Origin of the sequence: Aminipila terrae, assembly GCF_010120715.1 — a bacterium.
In the GTDB taxonomy this organism is placed as follows: Bacteria; Bacillota; Clostridia; order Peptostreptococcales; family Anaerovoracaceae; genus Aminipila; species Aminipila terrae.
In genome coordinates this window covers 959,828-979,796 of record NZ_CP047591.1, presented here as the reverse complement: position 1 = coordinate 979,796, position 19,969 = coordinate 959,828, and the positions used below count along the sequence as shown (strand labels likewise).

The 19,969-nt window shown below is 33.4% G+C and carries 25 protein-coding genes; 20 read left to right on the top strand and 5 right to left on the bottom strand.

Going from position 1 to position 19,969, the window contains the following annotated elements:
• Positions 1-38 precede the first annotated feature (38 nt).
• The 4 genes from Ami3637_RS04610 to Ami3637_RS04595 all read left to right on the top strand — a co-directional run bounded on the left by Ami3637_RS04610 (position 39) and on the right by Ami3637_RS04595 (position 2,378).
• Positions 39-275, top strand: a complete 237-nt coding sequence (locus tag Ami3637_RS04610; protein WP_162361534.1) for a hypothetical protein — start codon at positions 39-41, stop codon at positions 273-275.
• A gap of 530 nt (positions 276-805) precedes the next feature.
• Positions 806-1,210: a DUF4760 domain-containing protein gene (locus tag Ami3637_RS04605; RefSeq protein ID WP_162361533.1), complete on the top strand. Its 405-nt coding sequence runs from the start codon at positions 806-808 to the stop codon at positions 1,208-1,210.
• A gap of 290 nt (positions 1,211-1,500) precedes the next feature.
• The gene (locus tag Ami3637_RS04600) at positions 1,501-1,848 is read left to right on the top strand and encodes a hypothetical protein (RefSeq protein ID WP_162361532.1); all 348 of its coding nucleotides are present in this window, start codon (positions 1,501-1,503) and stop codon (positions 1,846-1,848) included.
• A gap of 95 nt (positions 1,849-1,943) precedes the next feature.
• Positions 1,944-2,378 carry a 4Fe-4S double cluster binding domain-containing protein gene (locus Ami3637_RS04595; RefSeq protein WP_162361531.1) on the top strand — a complete coding sequence of 145 codons (435 nt, stop codon included), beginning with the start codon at positions 1,944-1,946 and terminating at the stop codon, positions 2,376-2,378.
• 63 nt (positions 2,379-2,441) lie between these two features.
• On the opposite strand, the gene Ami3637_RS04590 is transcribed toward Ami3637_RS04595, so the two are convergent.
• Positions 2,442-2,639, bottom strand: a complete 198-nt coding sequence (locus Ami3637_RS04590; protein ID WP_162361530.1) for a hypothetical protein — start codon at positions 2,637-2,639, stop codon at positions 2,442-2,444.
• 266 nt (positions 2,640-2,905) lie between these two features.
• Here Ami3637_RS04590 and Ami3637_RS04585 point away from each other — a divergent pair, with 266 nt between their 5' ends.
• Positions 2,906-3,544 carry a hypothetical protein gene (locus Ami3637_RS04585; protein ID WP_162361529.1) on the top strand — a complete coding sequence of 213 codons (639 nt, stop codon included), beginning with the start codon at positions 2,906-2,908 and terminating at the stop codon, positions 3,542-3,544.
• A gap of 5 nt (positions 3,545-3,549) precedes the next feature.
• On the opposite strand, the gene Ami3637_RS04580 is transcribed toward Ami3637_RS04585, so the two are convergent.
• Positions 3,550-4,080, bottom strand: a complete 531-nt coding sequence (locus Ami3637_RS04580; RefSeq protein WP_162361528.1) for a hypothetical protein — start codon at positions 4,078-4,080, stop codon at positions 3,550-3,552.
• 125 nt (positions 4,081-4,205) lie between these two features.
• On the bottom strand, positions 4,206-5,108 hold the full coding sequence (locus Ami3637_RS04575) for a DMT family transporter (RefSeq protein WP_162361527.1): 903 nt from the start codon (positions 5,106-5,108) through the stop codon (positions 4,206-4,208).
• Between the two features lie 251 nt (positions 5,109-5,359).
• Between Ami3637_RS04575 and Ami3637_RS04570 the strand changes: the two genes are divergently transcribed.
• The 5 genes from Ami3637_RS04570 to Ami3637_RS04545 all read left to right on the top strand — a co-directional run bounded on the left by Ami3637_RS04570 (position 5,360) and on the right by Ami3637_RS04545 (position 9,514).
• On the top strand, positions 5,360-6,256 hold the full coding sequence (locus Ami3637_RS04570; RefSeq protein ID WP_162361526.1) for a LysR family transcriptional regulator: 897 nt from the start codon (positions 5,360-5,362) through the stop codon (positions 6,254-6,256).
• A 376-nt stretch (positions 6,257-6,632) separates the two neighbouring features.
• On the top strand, positions 6,633-7,037 hold the full coding sequence (locus tag Ami3637_RS04560; protein WP_162361525.1) for a hypothetical protein: 405 nt from the start codon (positions 6,633-6,635) through the stop codon (positions 7,035-7,037).
• Between the two features lie 151 nt (positions 7,038-7,188).
• Positions 7,189-8,328, top strand: a complete 1,140-nt coding sequence (locus Ami3637_RS04555) for a GGDEF domain-containing protein (protein WP_162361524.1) — start codon at positions 7,189-7,191, stop codon at positions 8,326-8,328.
• Between the two features lie 122 nt (positions 8,329-8,450).
• Positions 8,451-9,134: a hypothetical protein gene (locus Ami3637_RS04550; RefSeq protein WP_162361523.1), complete on the top strand. Its 684-nt coding sequence runs from the start codon at positions 8,451-8,453 to the stop codon at positions 9,132-9,134.
• A 71-nt stretch (positions 9,135-9,205) separates the two neighbouring features.
• Positions 9,206-9,514 carry a TIGR04104 family putative zinc finger protein gene (locus Ami3637_RS04545; protein WP_162361522.1) on the top strand — a complete coding sequence of 103 codons (309 nt, stop codon included), beginning with the start codon at positions 9,206-9,208 and terminating at the stop codon, positions 9,512-9,514.
• A 287-nt stretch (positions 9,515-9,801) separates the two neighbouring features.
• On the opposite strand, the gene Ami3637_RS18335 is transcribed toward Ami3637_RS04545, so the two are convergent.
• Both Ami3637_RS18335 and Ami3637_RS18330 read right to left on the bottom strand, forming a co-directional pair.
• The gene (locus tag Ami3637_RS18335) at positions 9,802-10,281 is read right to left on the bottom strand and encodes an MATE family efflux transporter (RefSeq protein WP_330586915.1); all 480 of its coding nucleotides are present in this window, start codon (positions 10,279-10,281) and stop codon (positions 9,802-9,804) included.
• A gap of 32 nt (positions 10,282-10,313) precedes the next feature.
• Positions 10,314-11,180, bottom strand: coding sequence for an MATE family efflux transporter (locus tag Ami3637_RS18330; protein WP_330586824.1), 867 nt, complete (start codon positions 11,178-11,180; stop codon positions 10,314-10,316).
• Positions 11,181-11,303: 123 nt separating this feature from the next.
• On the opposite strand from Ami3637_RS18330, the gene Ami3637_RS04535 reads away from it, so the two are divergent.
• The 10 genes from Ami3637_RS04535 (at position 11,304) to Ami3637_RS04490 (ending at position 19,928) form a co-directional block, all read left to right on the top strand.
• Complete coding sequence (locus Ami3637_RS04535) at positions 11,304-11,822, top strand: PadR family transcriptional regulator (protein ID WP_162361521.1); 519 nt, start codon at positions 11,304-11,306, stop codon at positions 11,820-11,822.
• 307 nt (positions 11,823-12,129) lie between these two features.
• Positions 12,130-12,966 (top strand): putative ABC transporter permease, encoded by an 837-nt coding sequence (locus Ami3637_RS04530; RefSeq protein WP_162361520.1) that lies wholly within the window; start codon positions 12,130-12,132, stop codon positions 12,964-12,966.
• Between the two features lie 15 nt (positions 12,967-12,981).
• On the top strand, positions 12,982-13,737 hold the full coding sequence (locus tag Ami3637_RS04525) for an exodeoxyribonuclease III (protein ID WP_162361519.1): 756 nt from the start codon (positions 12,982-12,984) through the stop codon (positions 13,735-13,737).
• A gap of 156 nt (positions 13,738-13,893) precedes the next feature.
• Positions 13,894-15,042 carry a 1-propanol dehydrogenase PduQ gene (locus Ami3637_RS04520; protein ID WP_162361518.1) on the top strand — a complete coding sequence of 383 codons (1,149 nt, stop codon included), beginning with the start codon at positions 13,894-13,896 and terminating at the stop codon, positions 15,040-15,042.
• A 290-nt stretch (positions 15,043-15,332) separates the two neighbouring features.
• A complete protein-coding gene (locus tag Ami3637_RS04515) occupies positions 15,333-15,671 on the top strand; it encodes a helix-turn-helix domain-containing protein (protein ID WP_162361517.1) in 339 nt (112 codons plus the stop codon).
• 209 nt (positions 15,672-15,880) lie between these two features.
• Positions 15,881-16,942 (top strand): phospholipase D family protein, encoded by a 1,062-nt coding sequence (locus tag Ami3637_RS04510; RefSeq protein WP_162361516.1) that lies wholly within the window; start codon positions 15,881-15,883, stop codon positions 16,940-16,942.
• Positions 16,943-17,017: 75 nt separating this feature from the next.
• The gene (locus tag Ami3637_RS04505) at positions 17,018-17,431 is read left to right on the top strand and encodes a hypothetical protein (RefSeq protein WP_162361515.1); all 414 of its coding nucleotides are present in this window, start codon (positions 17,018-17,020) and stop codon (positions 17,429-17,431) included.
• 274 nt (positions 17,432-17,705) lie between these two features.
• Entirely contained in the window at positions 17,706-18,899 is a 1,194-nt protein-coding gene (locus tag Ami3637_RS04500; protein WP_162361514.1) for a papain-like cysteine protease family protein, read from the top strand.
• A 15-nt stretch (positions 18,900-18,914) separates the two neighbouring features.
• Positions 18,915-19,376, top strand: a complete 462-nt coding sequence (locus Ami3637_RS04495) for a hypothetical protein (RefSeq protein WP_162361513.1) — start codon at positions 18,915-18,917, stop codon at positions 19,374-19,376.
• Between the two features lie 90 nt (positions 19,377-19,466).
• Positions 19,467-19,928, top strand: coding sequence for a hypothetical protein (locus tag Ami3637_RS04490; protein WP_162361512.1), 462 nt, complete (start codon positions 19,467-19,469; stop codon positions 19,926-19,928).
• Positions 19,929-19,969 lie beyond the last annotated feature (41 nt).

Genomic DNA, 19,969 nt, shown 5'->3' with positions numbered 1-19,969 from the left:
TAGTTACATGAAATATCCAAGTAAGGGAAGGTGATATTATGGCAAATAAAAAACTAGATTACCTAATAAGTGATAAATATGAAAAAGAATTGTTAGATATTGATTACATATTAGAGCAGTTAGAAAAAGAGAGAGTAAGTGAACTTAATGGGGCTAAAACAGATGGTTCTTTATCTCTATATGCAAAGAAACTAAGAGAAGAAATAGTATCACTATTATGTAAGATTCAGACCGGAGAAGATGAATATAATAATGAATGCAGTCTAATCAATTAAGATATTTACTAATATTTATAATATTAGTTTTTTACAATGAAATAATATTTTTAAAAGGGCAGCTCAAAAGGGTTGCTCTTTTAATATGGAAATAAAATGGAAGATAAATAAGCAGTAATCGTAAGTATGGGATAATCCCGCTGGCTATTATACTAAAAACGCAGTCAGGAGGACCCGATGGTGAATTGGGAGCTACTTTAAGGTACTTATCTCTAACTGCTACATAGAATCCTTAGTCTTTTTAATAAGTAGTTTAAGCAGCTGAATACCAAGGATTAAAGCATAAACGGCCAAACCGTAAAGAACAATCATGAATAAAAAGGGAAAAAGAACTGAAATAATAGACATAATAGGTTTTCCTTTCTGATATTAGATTATTTATATAATAACTTATATTTACAAATTATGCAAATGTATCAAAATGAAGGGCCCATATGATTATTTTACATATTTACTGATATGTAAAATAATGTATAATAGAAAGAAGGATTATGAAAAATGGAGGGGTATTATATTTGTTAAATTTTATTATGAAGATTATGAGTAAGGAAGTTTTTTGGGTTGCCATAGGCGTAATAATTTCAGTAATAATATATTATCGAATGACAAGAAGGACTCTAATATTGGAAACTATAAAAGAATATTCTAATATTAGAAATAAATATTCAAATCCATCTGATAATGATATCATACCAGAAGATAAAAGGAAAGCCTACTTACAGGAGATGGAAAGGTTTTGTACGGGCATACAACTTGGATTGTATGATATTAATACTTTGTCTAAAATATCAGGACATAGATTGATTGAACAATATAAAAAATATGGGAAAGTGATAATAGAAGAAAGTAAAATGAAAAAAGATACAGAAGCTGATAGCTTATATTGTCAATATGAAACAACAATAAAAGAGTTGCAAAAGATATCAGGACTGTAAGTCAGGTTTTCAGGACTATTTTGTAGATTATACACTGGGCTTTATACGGTTTTAGCGGCAGGAGTTCCCTTGGATGAACATGTTTTGCATCCAAGTGAGATGCTATCACTGATTTAATGGAGGATATGGCAGCAGATGCGCGTATTTAGAAGAACAACAAACTATATAATTTACTAAAAATACATAATATTTTACTTTATTTTCATGAGCAGTTATACTAATATTCTTTTATAGAAACTTGATATTTTATTTCAACAGATATAGAAAAGTAGGTAATAGCAGGTGAAATCATGAAAAATAAAATTATTGAATTATCAAAACAGGGAAAAGTAGACGAGATTAGATTTATTAACACAGATGACCTGACAGAAGAATATATTGGAGACTTGGGAAAGTTTGCTGGAAGGCAACCAAAAGAAATTATGCCAGAGGCAAAGACAGTTATTGTTTTCTCAACATACATAGGCAAATTTGTCACAGACTTTTCAGCTAGGTATGGACGTACCAGCAGACTGGTTTTATCGGGATATTATGCAAATATCGTTAAGCCATTGATTCCCATACAGGAATTCTTGATTTCGGAAGGTTATAAGGCTCATATTGTAGATGGAGAAAGTGATGAAGTTTCTATCCCCTAAAAGGGATTGCTGTAAAAGCAGGGTTAGGTTGGATTGGTAAGAATTCTCTGCTCATCAATAATAAATATGGTTCTTTTCAGGCTCTTGGAGCAATTTTGACAGATGCAGATTTAAGTGAAAACTATGCTTTAATGGAAAATATGTGCGGAAAATGTTCGAAATGTGTAGACACTTGTCCTTCAAATGCAATTAAAATGCCTCAGATTTTAGACAGACCAAATTGTCTATCTGATTTTTTGGAAGATGATATGCCGAAAACCGATATAGCTAAAGGAAAAAAGTTGGATGGCTATTTCTTTGAGTGTGATATTTGCCAGAACATTTGCCCTTGGAACCAAAAACATGTTAAATATCCATTAAATACATCTTATGGTGAAAATTTTGACAGTACTAATATAAATCATGTTTTTGAACTGAATCATTTAAAAAATATGAGTGAAGAGGCATACGAAAAAGAAATTGTACCTTTTATGATTGGTTATAAGCTGCCATATAAAACATTTAAACGAAATATAAATATGCTCCTATAGTGATTTTTTTAAAAATAAAATAATAAAAAGCTAATTTTTAATTAGCTTTTTATTATTTAAAAATTATATTCGGTTTTTGGAATCCTGAGTGCTGTTTTTATCATTCCTAAATCCAGTACCTTTGTAATTCTGAGTGCAATTATTGGAATCCTTTGAATTTCTTGAATTTGTGCTGTTTTTAGAACCAGTAGTATTCTGAGTGCAATTTCTTGAATCTTGTGTTCTGTTTTCAGCGTTTTTTGTGTTTTTTAAATTGTCCATCTTAATCACCTCCGCTTTATTATTATGTGCAGTAACTTAATAAATATTTAAAATTAAATGAACCTTATTCTAGCATAAGATAAGAAATCAGGAATTTATATCACATAATAAAAAGGGATATAATAGAAAAATGTTAAATTATTACATGAATTTGAAGACATAAATAGTGCAAAAGAATAGACGGGAGTATAAAATATTTTTACGGAAGATATTTTTTGATTATCCAGCATAATATAGAAGGGTAATAAAATTTGGAGGTGTGTAAAATGGTATTAAATTCTTATAGAGGGCAAATTATTAAAATTTCAGAATTGTTACCAGCTCCAAGTCAGTTATATGCTATGGAAGCAAATGCCGTTGAATTGATGAATGATCTTTATGCTGGCGATTGGCAAAAATCAGAAGAGCATTTAGAGTTGATTAAATCAAATATGAATGAAGTAATTCCCTTGCTTAACGATGCCTCCGTTCTTGTAGGGCTAATTGCAAGAATGAATCTTGAGATAAGTTATTTAGACCAGTATGTAACGCAGAAAGAAACCCAACAGGCAATTGAACAGGCTAATCGAATTACTATATACACTACACAACTCCTTGATTATTTTAAGACTGATTTTCCAACAGATTTAAATAGATTTGGATATTTGGCAAGGCAGATTATTATAGATGCTGAGAATAATGATTGGAGTGAAGCGAATAATATGTACTTAATTCTAAAAAAGACATGGGATAAACTGAAGCTTTTGCTAAATTCCCAGTATCAAAATGATTTTAATCTTATTATTAACAGTCTGGGAGAGTCAATACAAAGTAAAGATTATCAGTCTACTATAAAAAATGCAAATACATTGCTAGATAAAACAGAAGAGCTGAAAGCTGTTTTTATACAACAAAATAATATGTAAAATATTTAATATTTTCCAGAGTAAGTTAAATAATCAAGTATTCCTTGAGCATAATAATCTCCCATTTTTGAAGTTAAATTTAAAATTTTGTCATATACTTCTATGTTTTTTTCATAATCTTTATTTAATAGTGTGGTGGATTGATCAATGGTCATCTGAATAAACTGGTATAAAAAGTTTTTCCATTCGCTTTCCAACCAGAATGGATTTATTTCTGATAAAAAAGCAGCCCTCTGATCTGCATTTTCATATAACTGCTTTGTATATTCATCTACTGCCTCAGCATCACCCTTTCTTTGTGCATCAACCAGAGACTTTACAATGCTAAAAAAGTTGGATGTAAGCTCAACGTATTGCCCTGCAATTTGTTCCCCGAAAACTGAACTTAAAATATTGCTGTTTTTTAATATAACCGCATTTATTTTTTCCTCTACTGCTGGTTGATTATCAAAACCTGCATAGACACTTATTAAATAAGCCCTGATCCAATTGGCAAAATCTCTCCAGATTATTCTAGATTCAAATATCAGATTCATTTGGGTCGATGGAATACAGGTACCCTCAAAGATTTTAACAGAAACCATTCTTCAACCTCCATTAATATTGTTATAATTCAATATATTATTGGAGATATTTTTTTGCTACTATATCCATAAAATAACTAAGAAACTTCGCTGGATACATCCTCTGGCAGTTCCTCAGGTAATAATGAAACCATAATAATACTTAACATAATTAAAGCTGCTCCCAAAAAACCTTTTAAAGAAAGCACTTCCCCAAGTAGAATATAAGAAGCAATAGCGGTAAAAATTGGCTCAGAACAAAAGGACAGAGCTACATAAGTAGCAGGAACGTGACGCAACGCTATATTCTGGAAAAGATAGGCTATACAGGTACAGCCTATAGCTAAATAAATGATTACTCCCCAGCCCAACATTGGTATACTTGACAGTTTTGGTATATCTTCAAAAACTAAGGCAAAAACTAAGCAGAATAATCCCGTAAAACCTGTTTGCATAACTGAAGTAACAAGGGGATCCATATCCTGAAGATATTTGGAACTGAAAACCAGCATGCAAGCTGATGCAAGGGCACATAATAATGCAAAGAATTCTCCTATGCCAAAGGATAAACCAGCATTACCACTGCATAATAGAAACAGTCCTATTGTAACGATTACAATGCAAACAATATGTCTTTTATCTATCTTTGCTTTCAGTATAAAATAAGATAAAAATGGTGTGAAAATAACTGCAGTGGACATTAAAAAACCTGCATTGGTAGCAGTGGTGTACATCAATGAAAAAGCAGAAGTAATAAAAGAAGCCGCAGTGAAAGCGGATATAATCACATAAGCAATAAGCTTTTTTACTGTTATATTAACAAAAACTTTTTTTGCAAAAAACAAAAGAAAGATAAGAAAAGCAAGGATATATCGAACAGACAGGCAAAATAGAGGTGGGATGACACTAAGACCAATTTTCATGATGGGGTTTCCAACACCCCAGAGAAAACATTCTATTAATAGCATCGATTCAAATAAGAGTGTTTTTTTCTTTTCCATACATTCTCCATTTACCTATAGTGATACAATCAAAGATACTTTTTGTAAATTTGTTATTAAAAAGTTTGAAGAAACGCAGTGTAACAATACATATTCAACACTGCTTTTCTTCAAGGTAAGGAAATTCCTGATGCTTCGGCGTTGCATCAAGAACTAATTTATACTATAATACATAATAACGTATAAGTAAAACAAGACTTTCCATTATCAAATTAAAGAAAGTCTTATATGGTGATAATAAGGACAATAAAATGAGTAATCAAAAGTATGAAGCTTTTATTAAAACAGCAGAGTTAGGCAGCTTTAAGAAAGCGGCTGAGGCCCTCGGATATACCCAGGCAGGTATCAGCTATATGCTGAATACTCTGGAAGATGAATTGGGTGTTTCTTTGTTTGTCCGAGATTACGGTGGTGCTCGTCTTACCTCTGAAGGTGGACAGATACTTCCATGGATTCGAGATGTGTGTAATAGTGAGCGCAGGATGAATACCAAATTAAATGAACTGAAAAGTCTGGAATCAGGGATAATCCGAGTTGCTGCTTTTACTAGTATTTCCATTCACTGGCTTCCAGGTATCATTCACTCATTTTTGCAGGATCACCCAAAGGTTGAATTTGATCTGCGTTGGTCAGATGATTCTAATGAATTAGAAAGGTTAATTTATCAGGGGGATGTTGACTGTGGATTTTTAATTCTTCCTGCACCCAAGGATTTAATTACAATACCCTTGAAGAGAGAACCAATGCTGGCTGTGCTGCCAGAAGACCATCCTCTGGCAGATGCACCGTATTTCCCCATTTCTGCGTTAGCAGAATATCCCTATATCGGGTTGAAAGAAGATTTTTATTCTGAAACAGATCAGGTGTTTACACGCCATGGGGTGAAACCAAATGTTTTTATTACTGCAGAAAATGATTATACAGTAATGGCGTTAGTGAGCAAAGGTTTTGGTTTCAGTATATTTCCGGAACTAAGTCTGCTTAGCCCTTCTTTTCCTTTAATCACAAAAGAGCTGGAGTCACCTGTATACCGGGAAGTAGTCATAGCTGTACGGTCCTATAAAACGGCCTCCTTGGCAACCCTTAATTTCCTGAATTGTGTTAAAAAATGGGTGTATGATTTTTACGAGAAAGAAATGGACATTTAAAAATTTAAAAGTTAAAGCTGCCTTTTAAGGTGGCTTTTTTGTTGCTACTGATGTTATTGAACCTATTAAATTCTTAAGAGAACGTGAAGTAGGACATTTCCAGAGATTCGGTGAAGCAAACCGTACAAAGTAAAAAATTATTACTAAAAATTACATAAATTTGTAGAAGCTAATGACATAAAACTACAAAATTCGACAAATATAAGTTGTATATTTAAATATGGAAACAAATTCAAGTTAAGGTGTGTGATAGTGAGAAGGGGGGAGTCATTCAGAGGTGGTTAGAAAGTTTTCCAAAGGGAAAAGCCTTAAATTGAGAGTTGGAATAAAAAATTTATAATAGGAATTATGATAAGTTTTAAAGGGAGAAAATAATATGAAAAAAAGTAAATGTTTATTAATAAGTGCAATTTTTGGTACTCTGTATTTGCTTTATCTTGTGTACTACTTTATGTCAAATATATCTTCATCTGGAGATAGTTATGAAGCACTTGGTGCAGGTATAGCTACCGCCATAGTTTTACCTCATATGCTGACCCTTGCTCTAGCCGTTATATTTAACTGGATTGGATGGGCTAAGAATTTAAGATGGGCAGCTCTTACTGGTGGGATTTTATATTCTGTATCCGCTGTACTCATGTTAATATATGCTTTATTTGAAATCGTTCAGATTGTATTGAGCTTTGTGGGTTTTGCAAAATTAAAAGCTATCAGACAATCAAATGAAGCTGCCAAAACTGCTCAAGAGGATGCTGAAACCGTTGAAGAAGCTGTTAAATAGTGCAAAAGAAAGAATCCTTCCATGTTAACGTTAATCTGGGAGGATTTTTTTATGGCAAGACAAATATAAACCAAAAAGGTATAATACTTAAGCAAAGGCTAATGTTTTAAAATATAGAAGAAATAATGGTTAGTAAAGGGGGTGAGCCTTTATGCAAGATTTTGGCGCTGATTTACTAAGAGGAACTGTTTCAAGCATTATGAATATAGTGCTGATTTTTGTTCTTGCCAAACCCAAATATTCAAAAAAGGTTACATTAGGTGTTATGATGAGTGTATTTTTAGTAAATATACTGACAAGCATTTATTTTTACACGATTAATGATTTGACTATGCTTGCAAAATTTGACATATTCCTATTTGTAGGATTTTCAATTTATCTTAAGCCTTTTGTAATGGAAGGTATATTTCAATGGATATTTAATAGTTTTACGGCAATAAATATCTTTTTTATTATTGTTTTTGTCAGTTATCATTTAGCGCAATTCTTCCCGTATCCCTATTATAGTAATACTATCATTCGTTTGTTGCTTTACATAGTGATAATAGGGCTATTTTTAAAGTTTGTCTCCCCATTTTATCAACAGGTTATGGAAAATTGGAAAATGTATTTTCTTCTTGTAATATCAATATTCTTGAATTTTATGTACTATATTGTTTCAGCTGATGATATACAAAAAATGCTGGACGATAAATTTGTACCAATGTTATTATTGATTATTATGAGTTCTTTAATTTATATTATAATCTTTTACTTACAGCAAAAATCTATTGCCAATTGTTTATTAAATCAGGAAAAACAACATTATAAAGATTTGGCTTATACAGATAAGCTTACAGGAGTTCAAAATCGAAATGGATATGAGAATTTCATATCATGTAATCTAAAAGAAAACTGTGAAAGTGTATGTATCGGCATTTATGATATAAATAATTTGAAAGCTATTAACGATTCATTTGGTCATGAAGTTGGTGATAAGTTTATTTCTGATGCAAGCCGGATAATTTGTAAAGCATTTAGAAAAAGTGCTGTATTTCGAATTGGCGGTGATGAGTTTGTATCTGTGTCAATAAATGTATCAGAAAACGAAATTAAAAGCCAGCATAAGGAAATGATTTACCTGTTGAAAGAATATAATTACAAAACTCCTTATAACATAGATTTGGATATTGCATTTGGATACGCATTTCAAAGAGCACCTGTTTCCGTTGATAAGCTTTTTGTAACAGCAGATAGGAATATGTACATCAATAAAACCGATATAAAAAATGTAAAGATAAGTATGTCATAAAAGAACAAGTAATCTATATATTATCTAAATTCAGTTATCTCTCTTTTATAATATGAATAGGCATAGATTATTGGAAAGATTCATAGAAAAGTTGAACTAGCCAAGACCACGTAGGAGGAAAAATGGAGAAAGACGTTAAAAGATATATGAGAGCTGTTGTAATTATAATGATTACTGCCTTTTGTGCTATGAAACTACCGCATCAGGATAAAGCAATATTTCATTTAATTATGCCAACCATAAAATTGGGTCCAGGGACAAGGCTATATTTAAATGGGATATTACCATTAGCACTGCTGTTATGGAGTTATAAAGAGATTGTGAAAAGCAAATATTTTCAATGCAGTAAATTTTTAATATTTATTATCATGTTCTTCATTCTAGTACCGTTCACATTCAATGCAATGAATGTAATTAAGGTACCATACTATTTGTTAAGTGGGGGGCTAAAATCAATTGATGTAGTAGAGAGTGACTATTCTTTTAGCAATGAACCAAACGGGAATACGATAGAAGTTAACATAATTTTAAAAAATTATGGGAAAGAAGTAAAAGATTTTAATGTTTCTATTGATTTCCCAAAGAGTTTGGAAAAAATTATTGATAAAGATCCGATTTTATTACCACAAAAATATACAATAGATAAGAAACAAGGCATTCTTCGCATCGAAGAATCTATCCCATTCAACTACAAGAAAGGCTTTTCTGCAGAAGACTTATTTGATTCACATTATTTTTACGATGATTATAAGGTTATTTTATCTAAGGGCGATCAAGAGTTAGCAATCGTTCAAAGGGGAGAATAAGATATTAATCCCTCTTATAATCATATCTTAACTTATACGAGGCAGGATACATGCAAAAGGGGGCAAGTAATTTGTTAATACAGAAATGTAAAAAATGCTCTAAAGATTTTAAATGGCAAACGATTCTTAAAGCCTTATGGATGGGATATAAACCTGTTGAATGTGAATATTGCAAAAGTAAGCATTACATTTATTTTATTTCAAGACTGCTAGTTGCAATAAGCATTGCATTTCCTGTAATGCTTCAAACGTATGGTTACAGATATTTTAGGTGGTACTATATTTTGATATATTTAATCTGGGGTGCTATTATTTTATGTATATCTCCATATTTTGTAAGGTACTACATTAAAGACGCTAAGAATGAAAATAAGGAATAATTTGTTCCCATGAGACGGTCTTGGATGCGCTAACAACCTTATTCGAAGGGGCATAGGTAAATAGAAAAACAGCCCCAAATTCATAAAAATCAGAGCCATACCAACAAAACGGTTGGGCTTTTTTATGGCCAAAATACAAATACGAAATTATGAAAGTTAGGTTAAGCAGTTAATGTATTAAATTTACAAAAATGATTTACGCATAAAAAAGGAGGGAATTTTATGCAGTCTATATTTTTGGATCAGCAAAGAAACCGCAGATATATAGCTGCGGTCTCTTTGTATAATCAATGTTCATTTATAGGTGAACTTGAATATGATTTTGCAATAGCTATTTCTTTATAAAGTCGCATAGACATAAATGCTGCAATAATAGCTGTGATTACATCTGCAATTGGTTGTGCATAGATAATGCCATTTAATCCCCAAATCATTGGGATAATAAGAATGAAAGGTATAAAACAGATTCCTTGTCTGCATATACCCAATAAAAATCCTTCTCTTGCTTTTCCTAAAGCAAGGAAAAGCGATGAATAAACAGTACAGAAACCAAATAGCATAAATGATAGACCGTTGGCGCTAAGTGATTTTTCACCGATTTCAATGAACAAAGTATCACCGTTAGTAAATTGAGAAATAATATTGGTTGGGAATAAAACCAATATCAGTCCAAGCATTACACAGAACATGGTTGACCATAATACAGTGGTTCTTATTGCTTCATGTAACCTGTCATAATTTTTTGCTCCAAAATTATACCCAGCGATTGGTTGAAAACCCTTAATAAATCCAAATACTATTAGCCCCCTAAAGAAACAATTCGTGTTACGGAGCCCATTGACGCAATTACAGAATCACCATATTTTCCAGCTTCCATGTTTGTAAGAGTAATGGCGAGACTTGTTAATAGCTGAAATATTAAAGTTGGTATACCTATCTTTAGTATTTCAGACATGATTTCCTTTGAAAAGCAGCACTCCTTTATACTAAAACTGAAAATACTTTTTTTGCTTAAAATATAGTGAATATAAATTAGTGTAGAAAACATTTGAGAAATAGCTGTTGCAAAAGCAGCCCCAGCTACTCCCATATCCAGGGTATAAATAAAAACAGGGTCTAAAACTATGTTTAGTGCTGCTCCTGCAAGCATTGCACACATAGTATTCTTTGCAGCACCCTCGCTTGTAACAATATTATTCATTGTAACATTAAATACATTAAAAATAGATGAAATTACATAAATACTTGCATAAGTTGTTGCGTATGGCATGATGCTTTCTGTTGCACCTAAAAGTCTAAGTACAGGGTTTAAAAAGATTATAACAACAATTATTACTGCTGCACCGACTAAAACGCTGCTATAAAGAGCGGTACTGGTTACTTTTCCAGCCTTTTCTTTATCATTATGTCCTAATAATCTGGAAATATAGGAAGCCGCACCATTTCCAAATAATAACCCTAAACCAACAACCACCTGCCCCAGGGGAAAGGCTATGGATATAGCACCCATCTGACTTGTCCCAAGTCCACCAACAAAATAAGCATCGACAAGATTGTAGAATGCGTTCACCATCATGCCAATCATGGTTGGCAGTCCCATTATTAAGAGAGCTTTAGGTATTGGAGCAGTTCCCAATAGTATAATTTTTTTATTACTTTCATTCATATTTATCACTCCTTTTTTATTGACACAAACTGTAAAATATAATACTATAAATTATAGTAGCAGAGAGAATAATACTATAATTTATAGTACATGTCAAGAATTAAAGTGAAAAGGAGAATTTTTATGGCAACAATTGATTTGATTGTATTAGGAATAGTAAAAAAAGAGTCCTTAAGTGCTTATGACATTCAAAAATTAGTAGAGTATCGTAATATATCCCAGTGGGTTAAAATTAGTACCCCTTCAATTTATAAAAAAGTAATTCAACTGGAGCAAAAAGGATATATCAGAAGCACTATGGTAAAAGAGGGGAAAATGGCGGAGAAAGCAGTGTATTCTTTAACAGATGAAGGAGAAAAGCGGTTTGAATATTTAATGGCAGAAATTGCGTCACAACCCATCAATATTTTTCTCGATTTCAATGCAGTAATTGTAAACTTAGATAGTCTTACACCAGAAAATCGGAAATCATGTTTACTAAATATCGAAAATAACATTAGGATATTAAAGTCGTATCTGGAAGAGAATATGCGCTCTAAAGGAAATAGACCTGAGATTCCAGAAACAGGAAAGGCTGTTCTGCAACAGCAATTTATACTGGCGCAGGCAATTGAAGCATGGATTAACTCTTTAAAAGGATAAAAACTTGTTTTTCAGGTCTTAAGCAGTGTTATACGTTGTGCGGTTTGGTGAAGCTTTAAGGGTGGTTCAGGATAATTTACACAGCAGAAACTTCTACACTATAAATCCTGAATTTGACCGATAAGTATTATTTATTCACATAAAATCATGGACTTAAAAAGGAATTTAGAATGTTTGACAATCACTTTTAGGGTGTATATAATTTTAAGTAGCAGAGAAGGCCGCAGATATATATCTGCGGTTTTGTGCATATAAAACTAATGGGCATGAAATGGAACAGAAAATCTGATATGGAGGAAGACAACGGATGTATGAGTATTTATGCTATTTCGCGATTTATAGTTTTTTAGGCTGGTGCACAGAAGTTGCCTATGCTGCAATAAATTCAGGCAGGTTTGTAAACCGGGGTTTTTTGAATGGACCGGTATGTCCTATATATGGATTTGGAATGATAATTGTTATCTTTTGTTTAACACCCCTTATGGACAATAAATGGTTTCTTTTTTTAGGTGCAGTATTATTAACTTCTACTTTGGAATGGATTACAGGATTTGCACTGGAAAAGATCTTTCATGGAAAGTGGTGGGATTACTCAAAGGTACCATTTAATCTGAATGGTTACATATGTCTGAAGTTTTCTATTATGTGGGGATTGGCCTGTATCATCATCATGGATATAATTCACCCAGCCATAGGCATCATGGTGAACCATTTTCCTGCTACAGCAGGCAGGGTTTTATTATCTGTGATTTTTACGGTTATGTTAACTGATGCCATTACTACGGTAGTAACTGTCAATAACCTGAATAAGCAATTGGCCCGTCTTGATGATATCAGCCAGAAACTGAGAATGGTTTCTGACGAACTGGGAGAAAACATTTATGAGAGCGTATCTGCTATAAAAGAAAAATCGGAGATTATAAAGGAACGGTCAGGAGAACTTAAAGAAGAGATAGAAAAGAAGGCAGAAAAACTGGAGAAAAAAGCAGAAGAATTTAAGCGGGAACTAAAGAACGCTTATGAGGAAGAAATCGGAAGAGGGTTCTTTGGTCAGAAAAGAATTATAAAAGCTTTCCCAGATTTGAGGTCCATTAAAAACGGAGAGCATTTAACAAAGTTAAAGGAAAGGTTAAAGCAATTATAGGAAAGGAGAGTCTTTATGAAATTAATAACGTGGAATGTAAATGGCCTTAGAGCCTGTATGGAAAAAGGTTTTCTGGATTTCGTAAAAAGGGAAAGTCCAGATTTTATGTGTCTGCAGGAAACCAAGATGCAACAGGGTCAGGCTGAAGTACCTCTTGAAGGATATCACCAGTTCTGGAATAGTGCAGAGAAAAAAGGTTATTCAGGTACAGCAATTTTCGCAAAAAAGGAGCCTATATCTGTTAATTATCATATAAATGCGGAGGGGCATGATACAGAGGGGCGTGCAATCACTCTGGAATACGAAGATTTTTACTTAATGACGGAATATACACCCAATGCACAGGACAAACTGGCACGAATCGATTACAGGCTGGAATGGGAAAGAGCCAGGCGCGCATATATAAAAGAACTGGACAGCAAAAAGCCTGTCATCATGTGCGGTGACTTAAACGTGGCCCATCAGGAAATTGATTTGAAAAATCCAAAGACAAACCGTGGTAATGCGGGATTCTCCGATGAGGAAAGAAGTGCTTTTGGGGAACTGTTAGGATTGGGTCTTACGGATACATATAGATATTTATACCCAGATACAACGGGCACATACACCTGGTGGTCCTATAGATTTAATGCCAGGGCAAATAACGCAGGCTGGAGAATCGACTACTTCCTTGTATCTGACAGAATCAGGTCTAAAATACAAGATGTAGAGCTAAGAAATGATGTTTTTGGAAGTGATCACTGCCCGGTTACTTTAACTATGGATATATAGAATAAAGCAATATTTTGATTGTTAATAATATATCAAACCTCGTTTCAAAAACTTGCAATCGTCTATAATTATGTTATAATGGAGAATAATAATTAAAGATGATAGTTAAACTAACGCTTATAAGAGGAAAAAAACAAGCAGGGAGAAAAAGAAAAGATGAAGGAATTTAGTATTAGTACGAACGTATTTTTTGGGGAAGGATCTTTGGACAGGCTAAACCAGATTGTAAATAAAAAGGTAATGATTGTATGCGACAGTTTTATGGTCAAGTCCGGAATGGTTGACAAAATAAAGGAAAGGCTGCAAAACTGTGAAGTAACAATTTTCAGTGATGTAGTACCAGATCCACCAGTGGAAACTATTGCAGCAGGAATGATGGCACTTAAAAATTGTGGTGCAGAAGTAATGATTGCTCTTGGAGGAGGCTCATCTATAGATGCAGCTAAGGCAATCAGAGACTTTGCCAGAAGACTGCCTGGAGTTTGTGTTGAAGTAGAAGAATGCTATGCAATTCCGACTACCAGTGGTACAGGCTCAGAGGTGACTCAGTTCTCAGTTATAACCAATGCGCAGGAAGGTTTGAAATATCCTATGGCGAATAAGTCTCTTATTCCTATGGTTGCCATTCTTGATCCTGAGCTGGTTACTTCAGTACCGGATTTCATTACTGCAGATACCGGTATGGACGTATTGACTCATGCCATAGAAGCATATGTTTCAAAGGACGCTACAGATTTTTCTGATGCCCTTGCAGAGAAGGCCGTTACATTAGTATTCAGATTCTTACCAGAAGCTTTTAAGAATGGAAATGACCTGCTGGCCAGAGAAAAAATGCACAATGCATCTTGTCTTGCAGGCATGGCATTTAATTCAGCTGGACTTGGAATTACACACAGTCTTGCTCATGCCGTTGGAGGAAAACTCCATATTTCCCATGGCAGAAGTAATGCCATGATTTTACCATGTGTAGTAGAATACAACGCTAATTTGGAAAACAACGGATATGATAAAGAATATGGCTTAGCTGCCAAGAAATATCAGAGGCTGGCTAAATTGTTGGATTTGCCTGCCAATACAGTATACGTTGGCGTAAATAATTTCATCAGAAAAATTGTTGAACTTCAGAAAATGCTGAAAATCCCTACAACTCTTAAAGAATTGGGAGCAAATCTGGATGTAGTAAGAGACACCAGGGACGAAATGCTGGAAGCAGCTATGAATGATATATGCACAACCACAAATCCAAGAGAAACCACAACTAAAGATTTATCGAAGATTTTAGACAAACTTATAGGCACAAAATAATTCAGATATTAAAGATATAAGGAAAGTAAGTATAAAGAAATGTTTTAAGTTTTTAAAGCATTTCTTTTTTTTTGAAAAAATTTCGATTTTATAGATATGATTCAGAGGACAATATAGGAGAATACCCAGGATCAAATAAGCAGGTTTTAAAAATGAAAGAATAATATTAAACTACATAAATAAAAAAACTGCAAATTAATTAAACTATATAAATATATTATACATGCAGGCTGTTACCACTACTTAAAATAACAGATATAATAAACCCAACACATCCTGGGGGAGAACGAATGGAAAAAAAGGAAATTGATTATAAAGCATTAGGAAACAGAATAAGAAAATGGAGAAAAGACAAAGGGGTGACTCAGGAGGAACTGGCAGCAGCTATAGAAAAGACTGTGCAGCACATTTCCAATATTGAGAGAGCTCATACGAAAGTCAGTCTTGGCACACTCACAGATATAGCCAACTATCTGGATGTTTCTTTAAACGATTTGATGTGTGACAGCCTGCGCAATTCAGGAAATGCATATCAGCTGGAGTACAATTTAATGATTAAGGACTGTGACGAAAATCAGTATCGTAAGTTAAACAAAACCTTAAAGGCTTTGATGGATACTTGGGATTAAGAATATATTAAAGAGTGATAAAGATGTAGAAAAAAACTGCATCTTTTTTATTTGCAGCAAATATTTAGTGCTGCTATGCTGATTTTAGTAGCGGATTCAGGATAGATTGTTACCAGCGTGAATATATAGTAAAAGAACACAATAAAATGTTAACAGAGCAAGAACAAGAACGAACAAATTAAGAGTTTATATAATCGGGAGGGAATAAGATGTTCTACATACAAGACCCCAGATGTGAAAATGGACAGTTATTAAACGAGGCTTTATTAGAAGCTTGCGAGAATGCTTTATATGGAGCTGGCACATATGCTTTTGTTTCTGCAGATGGTATCGATCTGCTAATGAATAATCATACTTTCGAAAATTTTATGAAAAGAGGATTATACCATCTGATTATTGGTATGGATGACATAACCAATATAAGGACACTGGCTGCTTTACAACGATATTGCGGTCAGTTTCCCAATCTAAGGGCTGATGCATTTATACACCACACCACAGGTTCCACTTTTCATCCCAAATACAGCTGGTTTAAGTATGAAAAAGGAGGGGCGCTGGTGCTGGGGTCTGGTAATCTGACGGCAAAGGGGCTCAGGAGAAACACGGAAGCTTTTGTAGTACAAAAACTGAATGAAGAGGAAATTCTTTCTGTTGAGAAGAAGTGGTATGACTGGATAAATTGTTCAAAAGGATGTATTAAAGCCTTACAAGATCCAGAAGTAATATTAAAGGCTGGTGAAAACATGAAAGAAATTGCGCAGGATACGAAGACGGGAATCTGGACAGATGAGCAGGCTGTGTGGCGACTGGACCCAGACAGTGAAATATTTATTTGGGAGATGGAATCACAGAGTTATGAAAACACAAATCCATATAAAATGAAAATCGACATTCTCACAGGAAACACTTTTTTTGGCACGGAATATTGTCCAGATAGAAAAATTATTATAAGAAGAGTTAGTTCCCAAGGACTCATCGATAACATAGAATCAATGAATATTCATTTTACATCAGATAAAATATATCAGGTTGAATTACCATTCTACCAGACTGAGGCAAAGGGGAATGCCTTTGTTATATTTGCCAGAATCTGTGCAAGGACTTTCCTTTATACTTTAATTCAACCTGAAGAAAGAGGGTACCGGCAATTACAAAAGCAATTAAGAAACCAACAAAGAAATGCTGAAGGGTTGATAGCATATCGGACAAATGCAGGAGAACTGAAAGAAAAGATAAATTCACTTGCTATTTTACAATATCTTAAAAAATAATCCTTTTTATCTACTTTAGGATGCACTATACTGTAACAGAAACCAAACAGAAGAAACAGATAAAGGAGAACGGATATGAGGAAATCAAGAATTGTGGCAACCTTTGACACAGATATTCAAAATGTATGGAGCATCGTTACCAATAATAAAGATTATAAATGGAGAAGTGACTTATCAAATATAGAGATAACTGATGATAAGCATTTTACAGAATACACCAAAAACGGCTATGCTACAGACTTTACTATTCAGGTAAAAGAAGAGTACAGACGATATGAATTTGATATGAAGAATAAAAATATGACAGGGCACTGGACAGGACTTTTTTCTGAGACAGAAAATGGGGGAACAAAGATAGATTTTATTGAAGAAATTCATATAAAAAATCCTATTCTGTCCATGCTTTCCTATATATTTATGAATTTAAAAAAGATGCAGGAAACGTATGTAGAAGATTTAAGGAAAAAATGTTTGGAACTCAGGAAGTAGAAAGAGTACGCTGAATTAAGGGTCTGCTGCTCGCAAAAAACTCTAAAATCCTATACCAGCAAAGAAATGCGCGAATTGACGACAATTTTATATTTATCTGAAATTTTCAGCAAATTCGACATTTTGCAACAATACTTTATGATATGTTGGCCTTGTGTACACAAAGAATAATTTTGATTGGGGCGAGGCGTATGATTGTATTTGAGGATTTGATACGAAATTTATTTTGTTAAAAAGTAAAATCCATAAAATACAAAGGAGGTATTGTAAAAAAATGGTACGTGAAAGTATAAAAAGAATTTTAGGATTATTTCTTTCCTGTGTTTTAATATGTGGGAGCATCGACTTTGCATTTGCAGGTGATAAGGTGGAAACCGAGGAATCCCAACAAATAAAATCCATTGTGACGAATCTTCTTGAGAATATCTATTCAGAAAGAGATATGTATGGGCTTGAAGATATAAGTTTTGATAATCTTTATCTAGGAGAAAAAATTTCTGCATATCAGGAACAAAACAATGAGCTCAAGGAAATAAGTGTTGCTTACTATCCCATTCTGGAAAATGATAAGGTTGTTGCAATTGCTTCTGTAATATATGACGAGGCAGGAACGCCCATGGTACAGATTGGAAGGCGCTTTGCAAGTGAATTGCAGGCTTTTACTGAAAAAAGAGCAGATTCAAATTTAGTTGCGTTGGTTTTTGATGAAACAGGACAAGTCCTGTATGCCAGTGATATTGAAAAAAATTATGATTGTATAGACACTTTTATAAAGGATACTGGAGATGATATCACAACATATACTAATGAGTTACAAGCAGAACCAGTGAGCTTATTTGAGAGTATTAATAGTAAAGATATTGAATTCACACAAATAAAATCAGAAATAAAGCTAGATTTAAAGCAAAAAGAAGAATGCCAGGACATATACAACTACAACAGTGATAGTAATAACACTTTATTATCCAGAGCAAATAAAGATAGTAAGTACTTAAATGTGCCTATTGTATTACAAGGGGATTATTTTCTTTGCTGGGCAGCTTCAGCTGCATCTGTAGGTAATTACATGACTGGCAAAAGTTATACTGCTAAAAATATCGCAAAGAAAATGGATATTGGATACAATGATGGGGGAGGCATTAAGGATGCTAAAAGAGCGTTGAAAAATGTATATAGCATTACTACCAACAGAGCCAGTTCTGCACCGGCTTTTACAACAACAATCATGAATCAGATACAATCAGGAAATCCTATTTGGGCAGGTTTTGGTGCAAATGATGGGTCTTTGGGACATGCAGTGGTTCTAAGAGGATATTCTTCAAGTTCACAAGGAGCAGCACTTTCTTACATGGATCCAAATGAGAGTAATTACCAGGTAATGTCGGTTCGTAAAGATGGGATTTATCAATTTGCCTATGGACCAATCACTTATACCTGTGAATGCTATCTGGAAATATCAGATTTTTAATATGAGGTAAAGAAAATGCGGTTTAGCAAGAAAAGTTTATTTGTTTTGATTATATTAGTCACGACTATGGTAATCTTTACGGCTTTAGCAATGAGAGATCACTTTTACTACCCAGAGAATCAGTTTGGCATAGTGGAAAGTGACTCGTTTTGTTTGACTCACTTGCTCAATGTAAATGGAGTTGTGGGAGCAGAAAAAACAGAATTTACCCCAAAAGAAAAAAGAAAGATAATGAATTTCCTTACAAGTCTTCAATATAAAGAGCCTTTACCAACTCGAACCGAAACGATATATGGGGTTCCTGTACAGATTAAAGTTAGTAAACAAGATGGGAGGAAATTAGTATTTTTTCTTTTTTCCAACATTGAAGTAATCGAGTATGACAAAGATGGAGATATATTAAAACAAAACATTTATACTACCACAGAAAAACAACGAAGTAACATTTATAACATACTAGGTATAACTCAAGATTAGCCGATTGACGGACAAAGTAATCTGATATATAGAAAGGCACTCAATTCTATGCTATCTGGAAATATCAGATTTTTATATGAGGTAAAGAAAATGCGGTTTAGTAAGAAGAGTTTATTTGTTTTGGTTATAGTAGTTACCACTACTGTAATCCTTACTGCTTTAATAATGCAAAATCAATTTGACTACCCTAAAAATAAGTTTGGCATAGAGGAAAGTGACAGATTTTGTCTGACTCATTTGTACAATGTAAATGGAGTTGTGGGAGCAGAAAAAACAGAATTTACCCCAAAAGAAAAAAGAAAGATAATGGATTTTCTTGCAAGTCTTGAATATAAAGAGCCTTTACCAACTCGAACCGAAACTATATATGGAGTTCCTGTACAGATTAAAGTTAGTAAACAGGATGGAAGCAAAATAGTTTTTTCATTTTTTGCTAATATTGAGGAAATAGAGTACGACAAAAAGGGAGATATATTAAAACAAAACATTTATACTACCACAGAAAAACAACAAAGCAACATTTATAGAATACTTGGTATAGCTCAAGATTAGCTGATTGACGGACAAAGTAATCTGATATATAGAAAGGCACT